The following is a 20,148-nucleotide window of genomic DNA, read 5'->3' on the forward strand; positions in this document are numbered from 1 at the left end:
CCGGTCTGCCGGGCGGCCGACCGGCCGGAGGGGCAGGCCCGCACCGCCCGCCGCTACGCGAGATCGAGGCCCGCGAGCGTGGCCCGGGAGGCCACCCCGAGCTTGGGGTAGGCGTTGGACAGGTGGTAGCCGACGGTGCGCGGGCTGATGAACAGCCGGGCACCTATGTCCCGGTTGCTCATGCCGGTCGCCGCGAGCCGCACCACCTGCAGCTCCTGTGCCGTCAGCCGCCCCGCCAGGCCCGGTCCCGCCCGGCCTGGGCGCGCCGGGGCGCTCTCCGTTCCGGCCCCGGCGGCCCGCAGTTCGCCCCGCGTCCGGTCTGCCCAAGGGGTGGCGCTCATCCGCTGGAACGACTCCAGCGCCTCGGCGAGGACGTTCCGAGCGGCCCCCCGCCGCCGGCCGCGCCGTAGCCACTCGCCGTACAGCAGCAGGGTCCGGGCGCGCTCGAACGGACGCCCGTCACCGGCGTGTTCGGCCAGGGCCCGTTCGTACAGCACGCCCGCCGGCGACTCGGCGCCGACCGGGCCGCCCCCCTCCCCGGCGGCCGCGAGCAGCGCACGGCAGCGCAGGTCCACCGCCCGCGTCCACGGCATGCCGATGCCCGCCGCCCACCGCGCGAACCGGTCGGCGGGTTCCCTGGCGTCCTCGGGCCTGCCCAGCCGGACCGCGGCCTCGACCTCGTCCGCCAGGGCGTGCAGGGCGATGGCCACGTGCCGCCGGGGGCCGGTGGTGACCGCAGCGAACCGGTGCAGCGCCGACTCGTACCGGCCCTGCCCCAGGTCGAGCAGCCCCCGCGCGTACCCGTGCCACAGCGGGTTGGGCGGGACGCCCGGGCCGGACTCCCCGCCCGGCGGGTCGAGGCAGGCCCGCTCGTCCCCGTCCAGCGCCGCCAGTACGCTCAGCACGCCGCGGAGCTGCGCGACGTAGTGGTCGTGCCCGGTGTCGCGGGCGATCTCCAGCCCCTCCACGGCGGTCGCGTACGCGTCCCCGTGCCGCCCCAGGAACAGCCGGCAGCGGGCCAGCCGCAGCAGGACCCGCGGCAGCACCCCGACCGCACCCTGTTCCCGGCACTCCCGGTCCAGGGCGGCCGCCTGCTCGTGCACGGCGAGGTAGTCGCCGAGCAGCATGTCCCAGCCCTGGAGCACGGCGCGGTCCGGCAACCGGCGTTCCCGGCCGGCGGCCGCCACGTACGCGGCGAACTCCCGCAGCGCCGCGCTGCCGCCCTCCGGGTCCCCGGTGGTCAGGCCGTGCAGGCCGGCCGCCCCGCGCACCAGCGGGCCGCCGCCCAGGTCGAGTCCGGACAGCCGCGCCATGGTGTCGGCGGTGGCCACGGCCGGTTCGGGGGTGTCCCAGGCCGCCGCCATCGCCTCGAAGCCCAGCAGTGCGCCCTCGGCGGGATCCCGGTGCGCCACCGCCCCCGCCGCCTCGACCAGCACGAGGCGGGCCGCGTCCGGCCGGCCCGAGGAGTGCGCGAGGCCGGCCCGCAGGGAGGCGAGCCGGGACGCTTCGCGGGGGCGGTCGAGGTGCGGCGCCGCCTCGTCGGCCAGGGCCGCGGCGTGCTCGGACTGTCCGGCCTCGGCGGCCGCCTGGGCCGCGGCGGCCAGCCGCAGGGCGCGGGGCTCCTGATGTTCCGTCAGGCGCGCGGCCCGCTCGTACGCGGCCGCGACCGCGGCCCGGCCGCCGCGCGACCGGAACAGCTCAGCGCTCTTCTCCAGTGCGGCCGCCACCTCCTCGTCGTACCCGGCGGTGGCCGCGGCCAGGTGCCAGGCCCGGCGGCCGGTGTCGTCGTCCGCCAGTGCCTCGGCCAGCGCCCGGTGCGCCGCCATCCGCCGGGACAGCCCCGCGCCCTGGTAGACGGCCGCCCGGACCAGCGGATGGCGGAACACCACCCGTCCCGCGCCCGGCCCGATCAGCCCGGCCTCCTCCGCCGGCCCGAGGTCCGCCGTCGTGGCGCCCAGCCGGGCGGCCGCCCTCACGACCAGGGCGAGTTCGCCGGTGTGTTCGGCGGCCGCCACGGTCAGCAGGGTGCGGGTGGCCGCGGGCAGGGCGGCGATCCGCTCGTCGAAGATCCGCAGCACCCGCCACGAGGCCGGCAGCACCGCGATCTCCTGGTCGCTGACCGGCTCGGTGCCGGCCAACTGGCCTGGAGTGAGCGCCGCGGCCAGTTCCACCAGCGCGAGCGGGTTGCCCTGGGCCTGCGCGAGCACCCGGTGCCGCACCGACGGGTGCAGCCCGGGCGCGTGGTCGGCGAGCAGCGCGGTCCCCGCCTCGTCGGACAGCCCGCCGAGCTGCAGCACGGGGAGCCCGGGGCCGCCGAACACCCCGGCGCCCTCCCGCGCGGCGAACACCACGGCCACCCGCTCGACGCCCAGCCTCCGCGCCGCGAACACCAGCGCCTCCGCCGACTCGTGGTCGAGCCAGTGCGCGTCGTCCACCAGCACCACCACGGGCCGTACCGCGGCCAGTTCGCCCAGCAGCGTCAGCACGGCCACCCCGACCAGGAAACGGTCGCCCGGCCCGTCGCCGTCGCCGTCGTCGTCGTCGGCCGGGCCGCCCACCAGGCCGGCGGCCGCGCGCAGTGCCCTGGCTTGCCGCTGTGGCAGCCGGCCGACGCGGTCGAGCACCTCCCGTAACACCACCTGTAGGCCGGCGTACGGCAGTTCGGCCTCCGACTCGACCCCGGCACCGCGCAGTACGCGAACCCCGCCCGCCGCAGCCGCCGCGACGGCCGCCTCCAGCAGCACGGTCTTGCCGGCGCCCGCCTCGCCGCGCACCACCAGCGCCCCGCCGCAGCCGCCCCACGCCGCCGCCAGCAGCCTCTCCATTTCGGCCAGTTCGGCCGCTCTCCCCCTCAGCACACGCCCCAACCTACCCATGCGAACTGCGCTGGTCACGGACCTGTCGTTCGCCGGGGTGGACGGCGTACCGGACACGCTCCCGGCGCCCGGTGCGGTGAACGAGCACCCGGACGCGCCGGCCGTCCGGATCGACCAGGACGTGGTGGCGTGGCGGAAGACATTCGCGCCGCCGGCCCGTCGGGGGGCTTCGCTGTGACTGGGCGCACACCTACCGGCGGGGCCGCCCGCCGGCGGGACGACCACCACCCACCGGCCGATGCGGCGTGCGACCACACCGCGACGACCAGTAGTCCGGGCACGGGAAAGGCCGTCCTCTCATGGATGAGAGAACGGCCTCCGACCTGCGTTTCCGCACAGTCGGGACGACAGGATTTGAACCTGCGACCCCTTGACCCCCAGTCAAGTGCGCTACCAAGCTGCGCCACGTCCCGATGCCCGCTGACCTGGGGTTTCCCCCGGTTGCAGGCGCAGGAGAACAATACCGCACTTCGGAGGGTGGTCGCGCGCGCCTTTCCGTCCGCCCGCTCAGCCGCTGTCGCCGGGGATCAGTTCCGGGTGGGCGGCGGCCAGGCGCTTCGGGGCGGCCTGGAGCCAGGAGTCGGTCAGGATGGCGCGCAGCTCGTCCGTGTCCCGCACCGCCGCCAGGCGGACTCGGAGCCAGGCGTAATTGTCGTCGTGGCCCTCGCGCACGAAGAACTTCTCGGGCTCCGCCGCGATCAGCTCCGCCCGGTCCTCCTTCGGGCACTTCACCCCGATCGAGGTGTCGTCGTCGGCCAGCGAGACGAAGATCTTTCCGCTCACCCGGAAGGTCGGCATGCCCCAGGCGAGCTTTTCGCTGCTGTCCGGGAGCGACAGCGCGATCGTGCGGACGTCCTGTGCGGTCGTGGCCATCCCCACGGCTCCTCTCCGAACCACCGGCCAACCTCGTCCCACGACCGTAGACCCCGCCACCGACAGTCGCGCTCGGACCGGGCTCACCGCGCCCGGTCCTCCCTCTCGTGCAGCAGCCCCACCAGCTCCGCGGCCAGGGCCTTCACCGTGGCCAGGCCCTCCGTGCCCCATCGCCGCGGGACCACGTCCACCGCGCAGACCGTGCCGAGGACGATCCCGCGCCGGTCCGTCAGCGGAGCGCCCACATACGAGCGCACCCCGCTCTCGTCCACGACCGCGTTGCCCGCGAAGCGCGCGAAGTCCCGTACGTCCTCCAGCACCAGTGCCCGGCGGCGTACGACCACGTGCGGGCAGTAGCCGTGGTCGCGGGGCAGGACCCGCGCCGGGTATCCGCTCGCCGGGGCGTCGGCGGCGTGGTGCAGGCCGGCGAAGAACTGTCGTTCCTCGCCCACGAAGTTGACCCCCGCGTACGGGGCGGCGAGGGCGTCGGCCACGCGTCGCGCGAAGGCGTCCAGTTCCGGGTCCGTCCGCTCCCCCAGGCCCAGCTCGCGCAGCCGGACGACGCGCGCGGGCGCCTCCCGGTCCACGGGCGTGAGGAGCAGGTGTCCGGTCGATTCGTAGTAGGTCATGGCGGTTCCCCCGACTCGTTGGACAGGCACAGCAGATGGCGGACGAGGGCGGCCAGCGCGCCCGTCCCGGAACTGGTCAGGCGCGCGTCGCACCGCAGGACGGGCACGTCGGGCCCGAGCCCCACCGCCTCGCGGACCTCGTCGGGCGCGTAGCGGTGGCCCTCGTCGAACTCGTTCACGGCGAGGACGAAGGCGATCCCGCGCCGCTCGAAGAAGTCCACGGCGGGGAAGCAGTCGGCGAGCCGGCGGGTGTCGGCGAGCACCACCGCCCCGAGCGCGCCGGCGCACATCTCCTCCCACAGGAACCAGAAGCGGTGCTGGCCGGGCGTGCCGAAGAGGTAGAGGACGTGCCGCTCGTCCAGGGTGATGCGGCCGAAGTCGAGCGCGACGGTGGTCGTGGACTTCGCCTCGACGCCGTACAGCGGATCGTCGGCCGCGCCGAGGTCGCTGAGCAGCTCCTCCGTGCTCAGTGGCTCGATCTCGCTCACCGCGCTCACGAAGGTGGTCTTGCCCGCGCCGAACCCTCCCGCGACCAGGATCTTCAGGGTCGCGGGAACGGCCGCCGGGGAATCACAGTCGTTTGCGTAGGCCATCGAGCACCGCCCGGAGCAGGTTCTGGTCGGCGGCGGCGAACGCGTCGCCGCCGATGCCGGGGAAGGGGAGTGGGCCGGATCCGGGGCCGGATCCGGGGCCGGATCCGGGCCCGGGGCCGGAGACGGGGACCGGGACGGGGAACCGGGGTGCTTGGGCCACGACGGCGCCGTGTTCCATCAAGTCGGCCAGCAGCACCTTCACCACCACCGCCGGCAGCCGCAGCTGCCCGGCCACCTCGGCGACCGTGACCGCGGCGGCGCCGGCGCAGATCCGCAGCGCGAGGGTGTGCTCGGCCCCGAGGGGGACGCGCGGCCGCACCCCGGTCGCGGTCACCAGGGACAGCAGGTCGAGCGCGACGCCCGGCCGGGTGCGGCCGCCGCTGGCGGTGTACGGGCGCATCACCCGGCCCGCCGAGTCGTCGAGCCAGGGTGTGTCCCGGTACGTCGATCCCTTCGCGTAGGCCCCCCTCGCGCGGGCCCTCATCGCTCCGGGTCGGCGGCGGGCCGCCGCGGCGGGGCCGCGAGGTACGGTCGCACGCTCTTGACCAGCATCGCCATCTCGTAGCCGAGTACGCCCGCGTCGGCCTCACGGTCGGCGAGCACGGCCAGGCAGGTGCCGGAACCGGCCGCGGAGACGAAGACGAGCGCGGTGTCGAGCTCGACCACGACCTGCCGTACCTCCGCGCCGTCCCCGAAGCGGGAACCGGCGCTGCGGCCGAGCGAGTACAGCCCGGACGCGAGGGCCGCCATGTGGTCGGCGCTGTCCGGGTCCAGGCCGTGTACGCAGGTCACGAGCCCGTCGGCGGTGAGCAGTACGGCGCTGCGCGTGTACGGCACGCGCTGCACCAGGCCACTGAGCAGCCAGTCGAGGTCCGACAGCCGGCTGCCGGTCTTGGTCGCCACTTCGCCGCCCATGGGGGTGCGCTCCTTGCTGGGGTTCGGGGTCGGAATCGTCGGGGTCATGCCTGGTTCTCCGACTGCGCGAGGCCGAAGCCCCGCTGGAAGGCGGCCATCAGGCCGGGGTCGTGCACGGGCTGCTCGGCGTCGTCGGCCGCCCGTCGGGGCGCGGGTGCTTCGCGCAGCTGGGGCGCGAGGTGCTGCTGCGCCCGCCGCCGCGGCAACTCGGGCCGCCGCCGCTCGCCTGCGGCGGGCTCGGCCGAGAGCCCGGGCCGGCCTCCGCCGGGGGCCGTGCCCGTGGATGCGACCGGAGCGGCCGAGGTCGCGGCTCCGGCGCGGCGCACCGGCAACGGTGGGGGCGCGGTCCCGACGGGGGGCGTTACCGGAGCGGCTGCTCCGGCGGCCCCCGCCCGGGGCACGAGCGGCGGCGGCTCCGGGTCGAGCGATGCCTCGGTACGGGGCGAGGGCAGGGCTGCGCCCGCGGGGCGGAGGCGGGAGCCGGACCCGGCCTCGGCTACGGAATCGGCCCCGGACACCGGGCGAACCGCAGCACCGGGTGTCGGCCCGGGCCCCGGTGCGGAGCCCGGCGCCGGCGCGGCTCCGGCCCTATACGCGGGCCGAACCGCAGCGCCGGGTGTCCGCCCGGGCTCTGGTGCGGAGCCCGGCGCCGGTGCGGCTCCGGCCCCGTACGCGGGGCGGGGCGCGAGGTCGGGTGTCGGCCCGGGCTCTGGTGCGGGTCGTGCGTCGGGACCGTACTCGGGACAGGACGCGTCGTCGGGTTCGGACGCCGGAGTGGGGCGAGGCGCCGGGTAGGGGGTCGGGTTCGTGGGGGCCCAGGCAGGGGTCGGCGCGGGCACGCGTACCGGCTCCAGGCGGGGCGGCGGCGCCGTTTCCGGGCCGGTTGCGGCGGCGGCGCCCAGCAGCTCCTGCGGCAGCACGAGCACCGCGAGCACTCCGCCGTAGATGTTCGACTTCAGCTCGACGGCGATCCCGTGCCGGCGGGCCAGCGCCGAGACCACGTACAGGCCGATGCGACCGTCGGCGAGCAGGTGCCGGACGCTGATCTGATCGGGGTCGCCGAGCAGGGCGTTCATCCGGTGCTGTTCCTCGGCCGGCATGCCCAGCCCCCGGTCCTCCACCTCGACCGCGATCCCGGCGGTGACCCGTTCGGCGCGCACCACCACATCGGTGTCGGGGGCTGAGAACACCGTGGCGTTCTCGACCAGTTCGGCCAGCAGGTGCACCACGTCCGCGACGGCGTGCCCGCGCACGCTGCCGCCCGCCGGGGGCACCACCTTGACCCGGGTGTACTGCTCGACCTCCGCGACGGAGGAGCGCAACACCTCGCTCAGGTCGATCGGCCGCGTCCACTGGCGGCGGCTCGCGGCGCCCCCGAGCACGGCGAGGTTCTCGGCGTGGCGGCGGATGCGGGTGGCGAGGTGGTCGACATGGAAGAGATCCCTGAGCAGGTCCGGGTCCTCGACCGTGTCCTCCAGGTCGTCCAGCAGCGAGATCTCGCGGTGCACGAGGGACTGCAGCCGGCGCGCGAGGTTGACGAAGACCTCCACCTTCCGTTCGCTGTCCGACGGCGCCACCGGTCCGGCCAGCCGTACGAGCGCCGTGTGCGCCTGCTCGCGAGCGCCGCGCAACTCCTGCGAGAGCAGCCAGAACTCGTCGATCCCCGCAGGGTCCGCGCCGAGCCCCGGCCCCGTCGGGCCGCCGCCGCGGACCGGACGCGGCGGGGTCTCGCCCCGCTCCAGCCGGTCGGCGACGGCGCGCAGCTCCTGGCGGCCGCGCACGCTGGAGCGGCGCAGCGCCTCGCACCGGTCCCGGACGGCCTTGCCCGCGCGCTGGGCCCCGAGCAGGGCCGCGGCGAGCGCGCCGACCACCAGCAGTGCGCAGCCGGTGAGCACCGGCCACAGCCGGGCGTCCCTGTCCCCCGCTCCCCCGCCGAGCTGCAGGGTGAAGATCACCGCGGCGGCCCCGCTGAACCCGGCGGCGAGCGTGGGCAGCACGGCGGCGCGGATCAGCTGGGGCCGTATCTGCCGGCCTGGACCGGTGGCGGCGTGTCTCGACGGGGAGTGGCGGGCTGCGCGGAGTCCGGACATCTGCGTCCTCGGTACGTGGGGCCCGGCCCCCAGCGTTCCCGGGGCCCGGTGTTGATCACCGGATACCCACGCTAGACCGCACCGTCCCGCCCCGGACGGCCAGTTGGGGAACTTCGCGGGGGTGCTTCCCGCTCCTGGTGGAGCGCTCGCACGACAGCCCGAATGCGCCGGGAGCGCGTACGCCCGCGGCTCGGGAGGAGTGCGCCCGCAGGTCCGGCGGGGCGTGCCACCTGCGGAGCGGGGGACCCGGAGCCGGAGAGCACACGCCACACGTCACGCCGAACACCCCATGCGCCGCTGTCCACTTCCGGCCGCTCCCCCACAGGACGCCTTCGGCCACTCCGGTTCGACCCTCGCGACTGGCAGATTTCCCGTGCGGTCTCGAAGTGGTCCCGACCCGTCGGGCCGAACCATCGCCATGCACCCGCTATTGCAAGTAATGTGCAACAAGCCTCATCGACCGTTACGGACTGCCCAGAACGCGGAGCCCCCTCATGCCCCAGCTGATTCCGGACACCCGACCCCAACGCATCCTCGCCGCCTCGAACTTCGTCTACACCGTCGGCAGCGGCCTCTTCCTGACCGCCGGGGTGCTGTACTTCACGCAGTCGGTCCACCTGCCGGTGGGCCAGGTCGGGCTCGGGCTCGCCATCGCCGGATTCGTCTCACTGGCCGTGGGCATCGGCGTCGGCCATCTCGCGGACCGGTACGGGGCGCGCGGCGTGTACGTCACCACGCTCGTCGTCCAGGCACTGGCGACGGCGGGCTTCCTCCTGGCGGACAGCTTCTGGCCGTTCGCCCTCGCCGTGTCCACGGCCACCGGGGCGAAGGCGGCCGGACTGGCCGCACGCAGTCCGCTCATCAGGCACTACGGAGGTGACCGGCCCCAGGAGTTCCGGGGCTACCTCCGGGCGGTCTCCAACATCGGCATCTCCCTCGGGGCCCTGCTGGCGGGCTGGACCGTCCAGGTGGGCAGCCAGTCCGCCTACCAGGTCATGGTCGTCGGCAACGCGGTCTTCTTCGCCGCCTCCGCCGCCGTCATCGTCTTCCTTCCCCCGGTCAGCCCCGCCCCCGCCGTCCACGGCCCCCGCTGGATCGCGCTCCGGGACCGCCCGTACCTGGTGATCACCGCCCTCGACGGCATCATGGCCATCCAGTTCAAGGTGCTCACGGTGGCGATCCCGCTCTGGATCGTCGCGGCCACCACCGCCCCGCCCTGGCTCATCTCGGGCACCATGCTCGCGAACACCCTCATCGTGATCGCGCTTCAGGTACGAGCCGGCAGGGACATCGATTCCCCGGTGGCGGGGCCCGCGCCTACCGCAGGTCGGGCGTGGCCTTCCTCGTCTCCTGCTCACTGATCTCGCTGTCCGCGGGGGTTCCGGCGTGGGCCGCCGCGACGCTGCTGGTCACGGCGGTGGTCATCCACACGGTGGGCGAGCTGTGGCACTCCGCCGGGGGCTTCGAGGTGTCCTTCGCCCTCGCCCCGGAGCACGCCACCGGCCAGTACCTCGGCGTCTTCGGCCTGGGTGCCGGGCTGGCCGAGGCCGTCGGGCCGGCCCTTCTCATCTCGCTGTGCATCACCTGGGGCCGCCCCGGGTGGTACGTCGTGGGTGCCCTCTTCGCCCTGGCCGGCCTGGCCACGCCCGCGGCCGTCGGCTGGGCGCAACGCCTCCAGAGCGCCCCGCGGACACCTTCGCAAGCCGGGGCCGGGGCCGGGGCCGGGCAGAAGACTCCGGTCTCCTGACCCGTCACCCGTCACCCGTCACCGGTCATCGGCCCCTACGAACCCACGGCCTCCGGCTCCCCCCGCCCGGCCGGGGCGGGCGCCGGGGCGGCGGCTGCGGCCGGGGCCTTCGCGGCGGCCGGGGTGGCTCCCACGGACAGCACGGGTGCCGGCCCGCCCGTCACGAAGGGACGCCACCACGCCTGGTCGGGGGCCCCGGCCGCACCCGGTTCGAAGGGCTCGCCCGGGATGGGCAGGGCCACGGCGGCCCCCGCCGCCGCGGCGGCGGCGACGGTGCCCTCACCGGGCTCGTCCCAGGGGTGCAGGGCCAGGTTGAAGGTGCCCCAGTGGATCGGCAGCATCACGCCGTGCGGGACGCCGCCCTGAAGGTCGAGGTGGGCGCGCATGCCCTCCTCCGGCGTCATGTGGATGTCCGGCCAGTACTCCGAGTAGGCGCCGATCTGGATCATCGTGGCGTCGAAGGGGCCGTGCTCGGCGCCGATCTCCTTGAAGCCGGGGAAGTAGCCGGTGTCCCCGCTGTGGTAGATCCGGTGCTCGTCGCCCGTGACGACCCAGGAGGCCCACAAGGTGTGCTGCTGGTTGCGCAGGCCGCGGCCGCAGAAGTGGCGGGCGGGGGTGGCCGTCAGCGAAAGGCCGGCGATCTTGGTGGTCTCGTTCCAGTCCAGTTCGCGCAGCCGGTCGGCCGGGACGCCCCAGCGCTCCAGGTGCGCGCCGACGCCCAGCGGCACGGCGAAGACCGTGTCCGTACCGGCCAGCGCCTTGATCGTCGGCAGGTCGAGGTGGTCGTAGTGGTCGTGCGAGATGACCACCACGTCGACCGTGCCGAGCGAAGCCAGCGGGACCGGCACGGGGTGCAGCCGCTTGGGCCCGGCGAACGGAAAGGGCGAGCACCGCTCGCCCCACACCGGATCGAACAGCACCCGGCGCCCGTCGATCTCCGCGAGCACGCTGGAGTGACCCATCCAGGTCAGGCGCAGACCGCTCGCCGGCGGCTTCGCCAGCTCCGCGAGCGTGGTCGGGTAGACCGGGATGGGCGCGGCGGGAGCCCGCCGGATGCGCTGCTCCCGGTGGAAGTAGATCTTGGCGAATTCCGCCATCGAGCCGGAGGGCCGGTTCCGGGCCCCGACCGGGTTCTGGAAGACGCCGTCGGCGAAGTTCGGCGAGCGGCGGATCCGCTCCAGCCGGGCGCCTGAGGGGTCCGCGCCGAAGGCTTCGGGCCGCAGGGCACGCAGCCGCGGACGCAAGGGACGGGAGCCGGTCAAGGCGCCTCCAGGGACGGTGCGGTCAGGACGTTCGTCGGTCTACGACCATCCCAACGCACACCGGCCCCGAAGGATTCCGCTTCCCCCACGCGTGTCGTCCCGCCCCGCGCCCCCGCCGCACCCCGCCGCGTTTCCTCCGCTTCCCCTACAGCGGCAGCAGGTCCGGCCGCTTCGCCTCGACGTGGTCCCCGGAGGACTCCCCGCGCAGCCGGCGGCCGATCCAGGGCGCCAGGTGCTCGCGCGCCCACTGGATGTTGTCCCGGGTCACGTCGACCGAGCCGCGCGGCCGCTCCGGCGGCCACGGCTGGTCGGGATCGGCCGGCACGTCCAGTCCGAGCACCTGCGCGGCGCGCAGCGCGACCCGGGTGTGTCCCTCGGGCGACAGGTGCAGCCGGTCGGTGTCCCACGCCCTGCGGTCCTGTACGGACTTGAGCGACCAGAGGTCGAGCACCGGGCAGTCGAAGCGGTCGGCGATGGCGCGGACGTGCACGCTGTACGTCGCCACCTTGCCCCGCAGGTGCTTGAGGACGGGTACGCCCCGGGTGTCGAAGCCGGTGGTGATCACCACCCGGCCGACGGCTCCGGTGAGGTCGGCGACGGCCGCCTCGAACCGCTCCGCCACGTCGTCCGGGTCGGTGCCGGGGCGGATGATGTCGTTGCCGCCCGCGCAGAAGGTCACGAGGTCCGGCGCGAGCGCCTTGGCCCTCGGGACCTGCTCGGCCACGATCTGGTCGAGGAGTTTGCCGCGCACGGCCAGGTTCGCGTATCGGAATTCGCCTGCCGTGTACTCGTCGGCCAGGAGCACGGCGAGCCGGTCCGCCCAGCCGAGGAAGGTGTCCCCGGGTCCCGGGTCCCCCACACCCTCGGTGAAGCTGTCCCCGATCGCCGCGTACGAGCCGATGGTCTTGAGTTTGGTCGTCGTCGCTGCCACGGGACAACATCCTTCACTCCCGTAACCAACCTACGCCAACGTAATGAGGGGTTGACGGGCCGTGATCTTTACCACCCGAGGGATAAGGAATACGTACACGCGAGGCCGGGACCCCCCTCGGGCCCCGGCCTCACGTGTGTCTGCGCTCCGACGGCGGCTGCCGTCAGATGCTCACGCCCTTCGAGCGGAGGTAGCTCAGCGGGTCGATGTCGGAGCCGTAGGACGGGCCCGTGCGGATCTCGAAGTGCAGGTGCGGGCCGGTCGAGTTGCCGGTGGAGCCGGAGAGGCCGATGGTCTGGCCGCCGGTGACGCTCTGGCCGGACGAGACGGACAGCGAGGAGAGGTGGGCGTACTGCGAGTAGGTGCCGTCCGCGTGCTGGATGACGACCTCGTTGCCGTACGCGCCGCTCCAGCCGGCGGAGACGACGGTGCCGGCGCCGACGGCCCTGACCGTGGTGCCGGAGCTCGCGATGAAGTCGACACCGGTGTGGTAGCCGGAGGACCACATGCTGCCCGCGACCTTGTACTGGGTGGAGACGCCGGTGCTGGCGAGGGGGGCCACGAAGCCGGAGGCCGACTGCTTGGCCGCGGCGGCGGGGGCCTCGGCCGCGGACTCCTGCTGCGCCGGAGCGGCCTTCTTGGCCGGCTTCGGAGCCGTCTTCGGAGCCGCCTTGGGAGCCGCCTTGGGAGCGGCCTTCTGGGCGACCTTCGGGGCGGGGGCGGCTTCGGCGGGAGCCGCCTCGCCCGCGCCGGCGAGGTTCAGCTTCAGGCCCGGGTGGATCAGCGACGGGTTGCTGCCGACGGCCTCGCGGTTGTCGGCGTAGAGCTGCTGCCAGCCACCGGGCAGATCGCGCTCGGCGGCGATCTTCGAGAGGTAGTCGCCCGGCACGACCGTGTAGACGGTCGGCGCGGCGGCCGCACCCTGGAGCGAGACCGGGACCTGCGGAGCCACCACGGGGGCCACGGCGGGGGCGGCGGTCACGGCGGTCGTCGCGGCGGCCGGGGCACCGGCCGCGTGGGCACCGGCGGCGCCCATCAGCGGCAGCGCGAGGGCCGCACCACCGGTGCCGGCGACGGCGAAACCGCGCGATATCGAGAGGGACTTGGGGCGGCGGTGCTTACCCTTTGCAGGCATGGCGAATTCCTCTCCGGCGCCTGCGAGGTGAGCTGTCGGGTTCGGACTGGAGATGTCCGGCCGCACATGAACGGAACATGTATGGCTTCACCCCGAGCCGTCCCGGACTCAAGTTCCGGGACAGCGGCTTACCTGGTTCCCCCGCTCCTGCCGCGCGTGAATGGTCGGGTGCGGTTTCCGGGCGGCGGCAGGATTCGGCGATCCACCCGGATCGGTCGCGAACGTAATCCCAAACAGCCACGGGTAACAAGCCACGAATTTCCTGACGGATTCACAGGGACGGGAAACGGACTGAATTCCGGTCACCCTCCGTCCATTCCCGGCCGCCAACAACCGCTGCGACGCGGGCATTCGGCTTTCGTGATCAGGCACTCACGGTCACCGTATGATCTGGCTCACGGGGACGTGCCCGATCTCGCCTCCGCTTATGGCAAGTTGTAGCCAAGTAGTGTAATTCGGACAAGCGCCCCATCCGGCGGGCGCGACGACCACGACGAAGCGGAGGAGTTCCTTTGACCCAGCAGATACAGGAGCCGGAGTTGTCCGGAGTGCGCAATTTCCGCGATGTGGGCGGATTGCCGACTTCTGACGGACGAAGGGTCAGTACGGGACGACTGTTCCGAAGCGGACATCTCGCACATGCCACTGAAACCGATACAGAATTCCTCGGTTCGCTGGGCCTCCACACCGTCTTCGACTTCCGCAACGGCGCCGACCACGCGCTGGAGGGCCCGGACGTGGAACTGCCCGGCGTGCGGAACGTCAACATCCCGCTCTCGGATCCGGCCGACGGCCGCGAGTTCTGGAAGATGGTCCGCGACGGCGACCTCGACCAGCTCCGCTCGATCCTGGGCGACGGGAAGGCCGCGGCCCGGATGGCGAACTCGTACCGCGGGATCATCAAGAACCGCACCGCCGAGCACAGCCGGGTCCTGCACGCCCTCGCCGAGGACAGCGTCCCGGCCCTCATGCACTGCGCGGCCGGCAAGGACCGGGCGGGCCTGTCGGTCGCCGTCACCCTGCTCGCGCTGCGCGTCGAGCGCGAGGCGATCGTCGCGGACTATCTGGAGTCGAACGCTCCGCACCGCCGCTACCGGGTCCGCCGCAGTGACGATTCCGCAGAGGCCCGCTCCCCCGAGGTGATGGAACTGCTCGCCCCGCTCTTCGACGCCCGCGCCGAGTACATCGTCGCGGCCTTCGAGACCATCGACGAGACCTGGGGCGATGTGGACCGCTACCTGTCGCGGGGGCTCGGGCTCACCACGGAAACCCTGGACCGGCTCCGCGAGCGGCTGCTCGACTGACGGCCCGGCCGCAGGGGAGCGCGGCGGGCGCGCTCCCCTCCCCACCGGTCAGCGGTTGCCGACCGCCTGCTTCACCAGCGTCCTGCCGAAGTCCCACATCAGCCCGGACCCGCCGTGCGCCTCGTCCATGACCTCGCGGAAGGCGCCGACGAACCGGTCGACGTCCCGCTCGTCCACGATCAGCGGCGGGATCAGCTTGATCACCTCCAGATGGTCCCCGGAGACCTGAGTGAGGATCCGGTGCTTCTGCAGCAGCGGCACCACGACCATCTGCGCGAAGAGCCCCTTGCGGGCCGCTTGGAGCATCGTCCAGCGGCTGCGCAGCCCCAGGGAGGACGGTCGGCCGAACTCGATGCCGATCATCAGCCCGCGCCCCCGGACCTCGTGGAGCAGTTCGTACTCGTCCACGAGCGCGGCCAGCCGCCCGCGCAGCAGGTCGCCCATCGCGCGGGCGTTGGCCACGACCTCCTCGTCCTCCATGACCGAGAGCACGGCCAGCCCGGCGGCCATCGCCTGCGCGTTGGAGCCGAAGCTCGCGGAGTGCACGAGCACCCGGTCCATCGAGGAGTAGACCTTCTTGAAGATCCAGTCCTTGCCCAGGGTCGCCCCGACCGGCACGTAGCCGCCCGACAGCGCCTTGGCCACGCACACCAGGTCCGGCTCCACGCCCGCCTCGTGCTGGTACGCGTAGAAGTCGCCGGTACGCCCCAGCCCGGTCTGTACCTCGTCCGCGATCAGCAGGGCCTTGTGCCGGTGCAGCAGTTCCTGGGCGGCGAGCAGGAAGCCGGGCGGGGCGGCGAGGACCCCCTTGCCCTGGATCGGTTCGACGACGAAGGCGGCCACGTCACCCTTGCGGAGTTCCCGTTCCAGGGCGGCCAGGTCCCCCAGCGCGATCCCGGTGTCGGGGAGCAGCGGCGCGAAGCCGTCGCGGAAGCCGCTCTCCCCGTTGACCGAGAGCGAGCCCGTGGTCAGCCCGTGGAAGGCGTGGTCGCAATACAGGACCCTCGTCCGCCCGGTGGCGTACCGGGCGAACTTCAGGGCCGTCTCCACCGCCTCGGTGCCGCTGTTGCCGAAGAAGACCCGGTCCAGGTGCGGGCTGTAGGAGAGCAGCTTCTCGGCCAGCAGTCCCGGCAGCGGCTGGCAGTCGAAGCGGGTCAGGTCGGCGAGCTGGGCGTCGAGGACGTCGTGCAGGGCCCGTCGGACGACGGGGTGGTGCCGGCCCAGGCCCATCACCCCGAAGCCGGCCAGCATGTCGAGGTAGTCGTTGCCCTCGGCGTCCCAGAAGTGGGCACCCTCGGCCCGCTCGTAGACCTTGTCGAAGCCGATGGTGTGCAGCATGCGGGGAAGTTGGTGGTTGAGGTGCCTGGCGTGCAGCTCGTAGCGCTCCGCCCCGCGCGCCGCCAGCAGGGCGCCGAGGTCGAAGCCCTTCCCCCCTCGTGCCTGTGCCGTCATGCCGACTTGTCCCGGTTGCCGGTCACCGTCTCACGGGCCGCCCGGATGGATTCCTTGAGGGACCCCATGGTGGCGAGGACGGCGGTGGGCTCGTAGCCGCAGTGCGCCATGCAGTTGGCGCAGCGCGGGTCCTTGCCGCGTCCGTACTTGCTCCAGTCCGTGTCGTTGATCAGTTCGCGGTACGTGGGCACGTAGCCGTCGCTCATCAGATAGCAGGGGCGCTGCCAGCCGAAGAGGGAGTAATTCGGAATGGCCCAGGCCGTGCAGGGGAAATCAGCCTTTCCTTCCAGGAAGTCCAGGAAGAGCGGGGAGTGGTTGAGCCGCCAGCGGCTGCGGTTGCCGCCCGCAAAGGCCTTCCTGAAGAGTTCGCGGGTCTGTTCCACTCCCAGGAAGTGTTCCTGATCGGGGGCCTTTTCGTAGGCGTAGGCGGGCGAGATCATCATCTCGTCCACCTTCAGGTCGTCATTGAGGTAGTTGAGTACCTCGATGACCGTCTGCGGGGTGTCGGTGTTGAAGAAGGTGGAGTTGGTGGTGACCCGGAAACCGCGCCTCTTCGCTTCCTTGATGGCGGCGACGGCCTCGTCGAAGACCCCTTCCTTGGCCACTGATTCGTCGTGGCGTTCGCGCAGGCCGTCGATGTGCACGGCGAAGGCGAAATACGGGGACGGGGTGAACTTCTCGATCTTCTTGCGCAGCAGCATCGCGTTCGTGCAGAGGAAGACGTACTTCCGCTTCGCCACCAACTGTCGGACGATCTCGTGGATCTGCGGGTGCATCAAGGGCTCGCCGCCCGCGATGGACACCATGGGCGCCCCGGACTCCAGCACGGCGCCGACCGCCTGGGCGACCGGCATGCGCTGCTTGAGCACCCCTGCCGGGTGCTGGATCTTCCCACAGCCCTCACAGGCCAGGTTGCAGGCGTAGAGCGGTTCCAGCTCGACGATCAGCGGGAACTTCTCACGCTTGCGGAGCTTCTGTTCGAGAAGATAGGTCCCGACCCTGATGGACTGTCGCAGTGGCATTGCCATCTGGCTCACCTCCTGGGGAGCAGCAAAGAACGGTGCCAGTCATAGAACGCGGGCAGCACGGCACGGAGAACACGGAAGGCCGATATTCCACCGCGAACCGTGCCGATACGGACGAGCTCATGCTCCGGAGCGTCCACGATCACCCGGACGGCCGCAACCGGACGCCCTCCTCCTGATGGAGAGCGGTCGCCGCGGGTCGCGGTCCACAGGGTGGACGCCGACTCCATGTCGACCGCGATGGCGCCGGTGGCGCGCAGCTGCGCGCGCTCCTGGCCGCGGACGACGTGGTCTGATCCGGTCAGTGCGCCGGTGTGCACGGTCCGGCCGGGTGCGGCCCGGGCCAGTGCCTCGGCGAGCAGGGCGGTACCGGTGCAGGTGACGGCCCCCTGCGGGTCCCGGGTCTCCTCGGCGACGACCAGGTCGCCCGGGTGCATGCCGGGGACCAGCCCGGCGCAGAACCCGGTCGCCAGGACGGCCGCCCGCTCCATCCCGGGTCTCTCCAGGGCCCGGCCGACGGCCCGCTCGGCGGCGCGCGGGCCCATGCCGGTGCGCAGGAGCTCGTACGTCTGCGGCGCGCCGCGGCCCGCGCTGCGCAGCGCGGCCTGCTCGATGCGCAGCGCGCAGGCGACCAGCAGCGGGTCCGGGTTCTCGGCCCGGTCCCCTCTGGCGGCGGTCATCAGGACGCCCCGCCCGGGGGGACGCCGTGCGACGGTTCTCCGTGGAGGTAGCGGCCGAGCGCGGTGAGCGGGAAGACCTGCCGGTACAGGTGGTAGTTGATGGAGAAGTCCCAGGGGAAGCCGGTGCCGGTGAAGTACGGCTCGTCCCAGGAGCCGTCCTCCCGCTGGGTCCGTACGAGGTACTCGACGCCCTGCTCCACGGCCTTGCCGTCGCGCTCGCCGGCCGACAGCAGGGCCATCAGCGCCCACGCGGTCTGCGAGGCGGTGGAGGCGCCCTTCCCGGCCCAGGAGGGGTCCTGGTAGGACCGCTGGTCCTCGCCCCACCCGCCGTCCTCGTTCTGTACGGATTCCAGCCAGCGCACGGCCCGCCGGATGGCGGGATGCGAAGGGGCGATGCCGGCGGCCGTGAGGGCCGGGACCACCGACCCGGTGCCGTACACGTAGTTGGTGCCCCAGCGGCCGAACCAGCCGCCTTCCGGTTCCTGTTCGGCGAGCAGCCAGGCGATGCCGCGCCGGGTTCGGGCGTCGCCCGCCTTGCCCTCGAAGGCGAGCATTTCCACGACGTGCGCGGTGACGTCGGCGGAGGGCGGGTCGATGACCTCGCCGAAGTCACAGAAGGGCAGCTTGTTAGGGAACGGGCTGGTGTTGTCGGCGTCGAAGGCGGCCCACGCGCCGTTCTCGGATTGCATGCCGAGGTTCCAGGAGACGCCGCGGGCGATGGCGGCCTCGACCCGGGCCGGGTCCGGGTGCTTGATCCGGCGCAGCGCGAGGACGACCTCGGCGGTGTCGTCGATGTCGGGGTAGGTGTCGTTGTGGAACTCGAACGCCCAGCCGCCTGGGGCGAGTCCGGGCCGGCGCACCGCCCAGTCGCCGCTGCGGACGATCTCCTCGCCGAGCATCCAGTCGGCGGCCTTCACCAGCGCCGGGTGGTCGGGGCGCAGGCCGGCGTCGGCCAGCGCGATGGCGGCGAGGCAGGTGTCCCAGACCGGGGACTGGCAGGCCTCGATCATCCGGGCGCCGTCCTCGCGCCACACCGCGAAGCGGTCGAGGGATTCCAGTCCGGCGCGCATCACCGGGTGTCCGAGGTCGTAGCCGAGCAGGTGCAGGGCGATGACCGAGTACACGGCGGGGGGCTGGATGCCGCCCCAGCAGCCGTCGTTCTCCTGGCGTTCGACGATCCAGCGGCCGGCGGTGGTCATGGCCGCCTTGCGCAGCCGGCGGGGGGCGAACCGCCGGTAGACGTGCAGGGCCTTGTCCATCCGCTGGAAGGCGCCGTCCCAGGTCGTGGCGGGGGCGAGCCGCTTGACCGGGTACGGCGCGCGGGCGTCGGTGTGCAGTTCGTCCAGCGCGAAGGGGGCCGGGCGGACGGGGCGCATCGCGGAGACCACGGTGAGCGGGACGATGGTCTGGCGGGCCCAGCAGCCGAAGTCGTAGATGTTCAGCGGCACCCAGGACGGCAGGAACACCAGCTCGGGCGGGAGTTCGGGCAGGTGGTCCCAGCTCCACCAGCCGAAGAGGGCGAGCCAGATGCGGGTGAAGACGCGGGTGGCGGCGATCCCGCCGTGGGCCCGGATCCAGGCGGAGGCACGGGTCATGTGCGGGGCGTCGGGGGCGTCCCCCGCGAGGCGCAGGGCGACGTACGCCTCGACGGTGGCGGAGAGTTCGGGCGGCCCGCCGTGGAAGGTGGCCCAGGTGCCGTCTTCGCGCTGCTCGCCGCGGATGAAGAGGGCGGCGGCGCGCGTGGTGGCCTCGCCGCGGATCCCGAGGAACTGCCGCAGCAGCAGGTCCTCGGCGTCCATGGTGACGTTGGTCTCCAGGTCGCCCTTCCACCACCCCGCGGGGTCCTGCCGCTCCAGCAGGTGCCGGGTCGCCCGCGCGGCGGCCGTGCGCGCTGCGCGCATGCTCCCGTCCAGCGCCTCGGCCCCCTCCCCGGTGGCCGGGCCGGGCCGCTCGGTGGCCCGCCCCGCGCCGGGGTCCCGCACGGCCCACGGGGCGTCCTCCCGGACGGATCCGGGCTTCGCGGGGCGCAGGCCCGTACGCGGCGCGAGCGGGTCCGCGGGCGCCGCACCGGCCTCGGGGCCGCGGTCGCCGCCCGGCGCGGGCTCGGCGGTCCCCGGCCCGGGAGGGGACTGCGGGGCCGCAGGCCCCGGTTCGGCGGCCGGACGGGTACGGCCCTCGGCACAGGATCCGCCCGGCAGGGCGTACTCGGTGTGTGGGCCGGCCTCCCGGACAGGTCCGGGCCCCCCGGGGCTCAGCCCTGGGCGCGGCGCGAGCGTGTCCGCCGTCGCCGCGCCGCCCTCGGGGCCGTGGCTGCCGCCCGGACCGGGCCGGCCCGGCAGGCCGTACTCGGCCCGTGGGCCGCTCCCGCCGGGCCTGGCCGGGCCGCCCGGGGGGCCCGCCGGGAGGCCCGGAGTGGTGTCGCTGCCAGCGCCAGCGCTGTCCGCGCTGTCGTCGGTCGTCGCTGTCATGGCTTCCCCTTCGTGCAGTCGGTCCTCTGCTGTGCTGGGGTCTGCCGTCGGGGGGCCCGGGGCCGGGGGCGGGCCGCGGCCGGGGGAAAAAAGCTGGGGGGGGGGGGGGGCCCCGAGGGGCCCGACCACTAAAGAGCGCGGGGCCCCCACCGGGGGCGCGCCCCCCCC

General features: G+C 73.7%; 17 protein-coding genes, 1 tRNA gene, 1 pseudogene and 1 riboswitch. Of the genes and pseudogenes, 4 read left to right on the plus strand and 15 right to left on the minus strand.

Annotation, left to right across the window (positions count from 1 at the left end):
- Window positions 1–53: 53 nt before the first annotated feature.
- The gene (locus ACFV9H_RS27485) at window positions 54–2,858 is read right to left on the minus strand and encodes an AAA family ATPase (protein WP_385403134.1); all 2,805 of its coding nucleotides are present in this window, start codon (window positions 2,856–2,858) and stop codon (window positions 54–56) included.
- A 16-nt stretch (window positions 2,859–2,874) separates the two neighbouring features.
- Between ACFV9H_RS27485 and ACFV9H_RS27490 the strand changes: the two genes are divergently transcribed.
- Entirely contained in the window at window positions 2,875–3,054 is a 180-nt protein-coding gene (locus ACFV9H_RS27490; protein ID WP_385403137.1) for a hypothetical protein, read from the plus strand.
- A gap of 161 nt (window positions 3,055–3,215) precedes the next feature.
- Here the strand turns inward: ACFV9H_RS27490 and ACFV9H_RS27495 are convergent.
- The 7 genes and pseudogenes from ACFV9H_RS27495 to ACFV9H_RS27525 all read right to left on the minus strand — a co-directional run bounded on the left by ACFV9H_RS27495 (window position 3,216) and on the right by ACFV9H_RS27525 (window position 7,976).
- A tRNA-Pro gene (locus tag ACFV9H_RS27495) sits at window positions 3,216–3,289 on the minus strand.
- Window positions 3,290–3,383: 94 nt separating this feature from the next.
- Window positions 3,384–3,749, minus strand: coding sequence for an MmcQ/YjbR family DNA-binding protein (locus tag ACFV9H_RS27500; RefSeq protein ID WP_385403140.1), 366 nt, complete (start codon window positions 3,747–3,749; stop codon window positions 3,384–3,386).
- Window positions 3,750–3,832: 83 nt separating this feature from the next.
- On the minus strand, window positions 3,833–4,378 hold the full coding sequence (locus ACFV9H_RS27505; RefSeq protein ID WP_385403142.1) for a GAF domain-containing protein: 546 nt from the start codon (window positions 4,376–4,378) through the stop codon (window positions 3,833–3,835).
- Entirely contained in the window at window positions 4,375–4,971 is a 597-nt protein-coding gene (locus ACFV9H_RS27510; RefSeq protein ID WP_385403144.1) for an ATP/GTP-binding protein, read from the minus strand. The genes ACFV9H_RS27505 and ACFV9H_RS27510 overlap by 4 nt, the downstream gene beginning before the upstream one ends.
- A gap of 139 nt (window positions 4,972–5,110) precedes the next feature.
- Window positions 5,111–5,455: pseudogene (locus tag ACFV9H_RS27515) on the minus strand (DUF742 domain-containing protein); the annotation flags it as partial.
- Window positions 5,452–5,886: a roadblock/LC7 domain-containing protein gene (locus ACFV9H_RS27520; protein ID WP_385403177.1), complete on the minus strand. Its 435-nt coding sequence runs from the start codon at window positions 5,884–5,886 to the stop codon at window positions 5,452–5,454. The pseudogene ACFV9H_RS27515 and the gene ACFV9H_RS27520, both read right to left, overlap by 4 nt.
- A gap of 44 nt (window positions 5,887–5,930) precedes the next feature.
- Complete coding sequence (locus tag ACFV9H_RS27525; protein WP_385403147.1) at window positions 5,931–7,976, minus strand: ATP-binding protein; 2,046 nt, start codon at window positions 7,974–7,976, stop codon at window positions 5,931–5,933.
- A 494-nt stretch (window positions 7,977–8,470) separates the two neighbouring features.
- Here ACFV9H_RS27525 and ACFV9H_RS27530 point away from each other — a divergent pair, with 494 nt between their 5' ends.
- Window positions 8,471–9,337 (plus strand): MFS transporter, encoded by an 867-nt coding sequence (locus ACFV9H_RS27530; RefSeq protein WP_385403150.1) that lies wholly within the window; start codon window positions 8,471–8,473, stop codon window positions 9,335–9,337.
- Entirely contained in the window at window positions 9,310–9,723 is a 414-nt protein-coding gene (locus ACFV9H_RS27535) for a hypothetical protein (RefSeq protein WP_385403152.1), read from the plus strand. Before ACFV9H_RS27530 ends, ACFV9H_RS27535 begins: the two co-directional genes overlap by 28 nt.
- 35 nt (window positions 9,724–9,758) lie before the next feature.
- On the opposite strand, the gene ACFV9H_RS27540 is transcribed toward ACFV9H_RS27535, so the two are convergent.
- The 3 genes from ACFV9H_RS27540 to ACFV9H_RS27550 form a co-directional block, all read right to left on the minus strand.
- The gene (locus tag ACFV9H_RS27540; protein WP_385403155.1) at window positions 9,759–10,985 is read right to left on the minus strand and encodes an MBL fold metallo-hydrolase; all 1,227 of its coding nucleotides are present in this window, start codon (window positions 10,983–10,985) and stop codon (window positions 9,759–9,761) included.
- 145 nt (window positions 10,986–11,130) lie between these two features.
- Window positions 11,131–11,916 (minus strand): SGNH/GDSL hydrolase family protein, encoded by a 786-nt coding sequence (locus ACFV9H_RS27545; RefSeq protein ID WP_385403156.1) that lies wholly within the window; start codon window positions 11,914–11,916, stop codon window positions 11,131–11,133.
- Window positions 11,917–12,079: 163 nt separating this feature from the next.
- Entirely contained in the window at window positions 12,080–13,051 is a 972-nt protein-coding gene (locus ACFV9H_RS27550) for a peptidoglycan DD-metalloendopeptidase family protein (protein ID WP_385403158.1), read from the minus strand.
- Window positions 13,052–13,055: 4 nt separating this feature from the next.
- Window positions 13,056–13,261: riboswitch (cyclic di-AMP (ydaO/yuaA leader) on the minus strand.
- 302 nt (window positions 13,262–13,563) lie between these two features.
- Between ACFV9H_RS27550 and ACFV9H_RS27555 the strand changes: the two genes are divergently transcribed.
- A complete protein-coding gene (locus ACFV9H_RS27555; protein ID WP_385403160.1) occupies window positions 13,564–14,355 on the plus strand; it encodes a tyrosine-protein phosphatase in 792 nt (263 codons plus the stop codon).
- A 48-nt stretch (window positions 14,356–14,403) separates the two neighbouring features.
- On the opposite strand, the gene ACFV9H_RS27560 is transcribed toward ACFV9H_RS27555, so the two are convergent.
- The 4 genes from ACFV9H_RS27560 to shc are packed head-to-tail and all read right to left on the minus strand — an operon-like array spanning window position 14,404 to window position 19,980.
- Entirely contained in the window at window positions 14,404–15,807 is a 1,404-nt protein-coding gene (locus ACFV9H_RS27560) for an aspartate aminotransferase family protein (protein ID WP_385403162.1), read from the minus strand.
- Window positions 15,804–16,835 (minus strand): adenosyl-hopene transferase HpnH, encoded by a 1,032-nt coding sequence (hpnH, locus tag ACFV9H_RS27565; protein ID WP_385403164.1) that lies wholly within the window; start codon window positions 16,833–16,835, stop codon window positions 15,804–15,806. Before hpnH ends, ACFV9H_RS27560 begins: the two co-directional genes overlap by 4 nt.
- A 5-nt stretch (window positions 16,836–16,840) precedes the next feature.
- The gene (locus tag ACFV9H_RS27570) at window positions 16,841–17,512 is read right to left on the minus strand and encodes a 1-hydroxy-2-methyl-2-butenyl 4-diphosphate reductase (protein ID WP_385403167.1); all 672 of its coding nucleotides are present in this window, start codon (window positions 17,510–17,512) and stop codon (window positions 16,841–16,843) included.
- A complete protein-coding gene (shc, locus tag ACFV9H_RS27575; protein ID WP_385403169.1) occupies window positions 17,512–19,980 on the minus strand; it encodes a squalene--hopene cyclase in 2,469 nt (822 codons plus the stop codon). The genes ACFV9H_RS27570 and shc overlap by 1 nt, the downstream gene beginning before the upstream one ends.
- Window positions 19,981–20,148 lie beyond the last annotated feature (168 nt).

This window comes from Streptomyces sp. NPDC059874, assembly GCF_042731135.1.
Classification (GTDB): Bacteria; Actinomycetota; Actinomycetes; order Streptomycetales; family Streptomycetaceae; genus Streptomyces.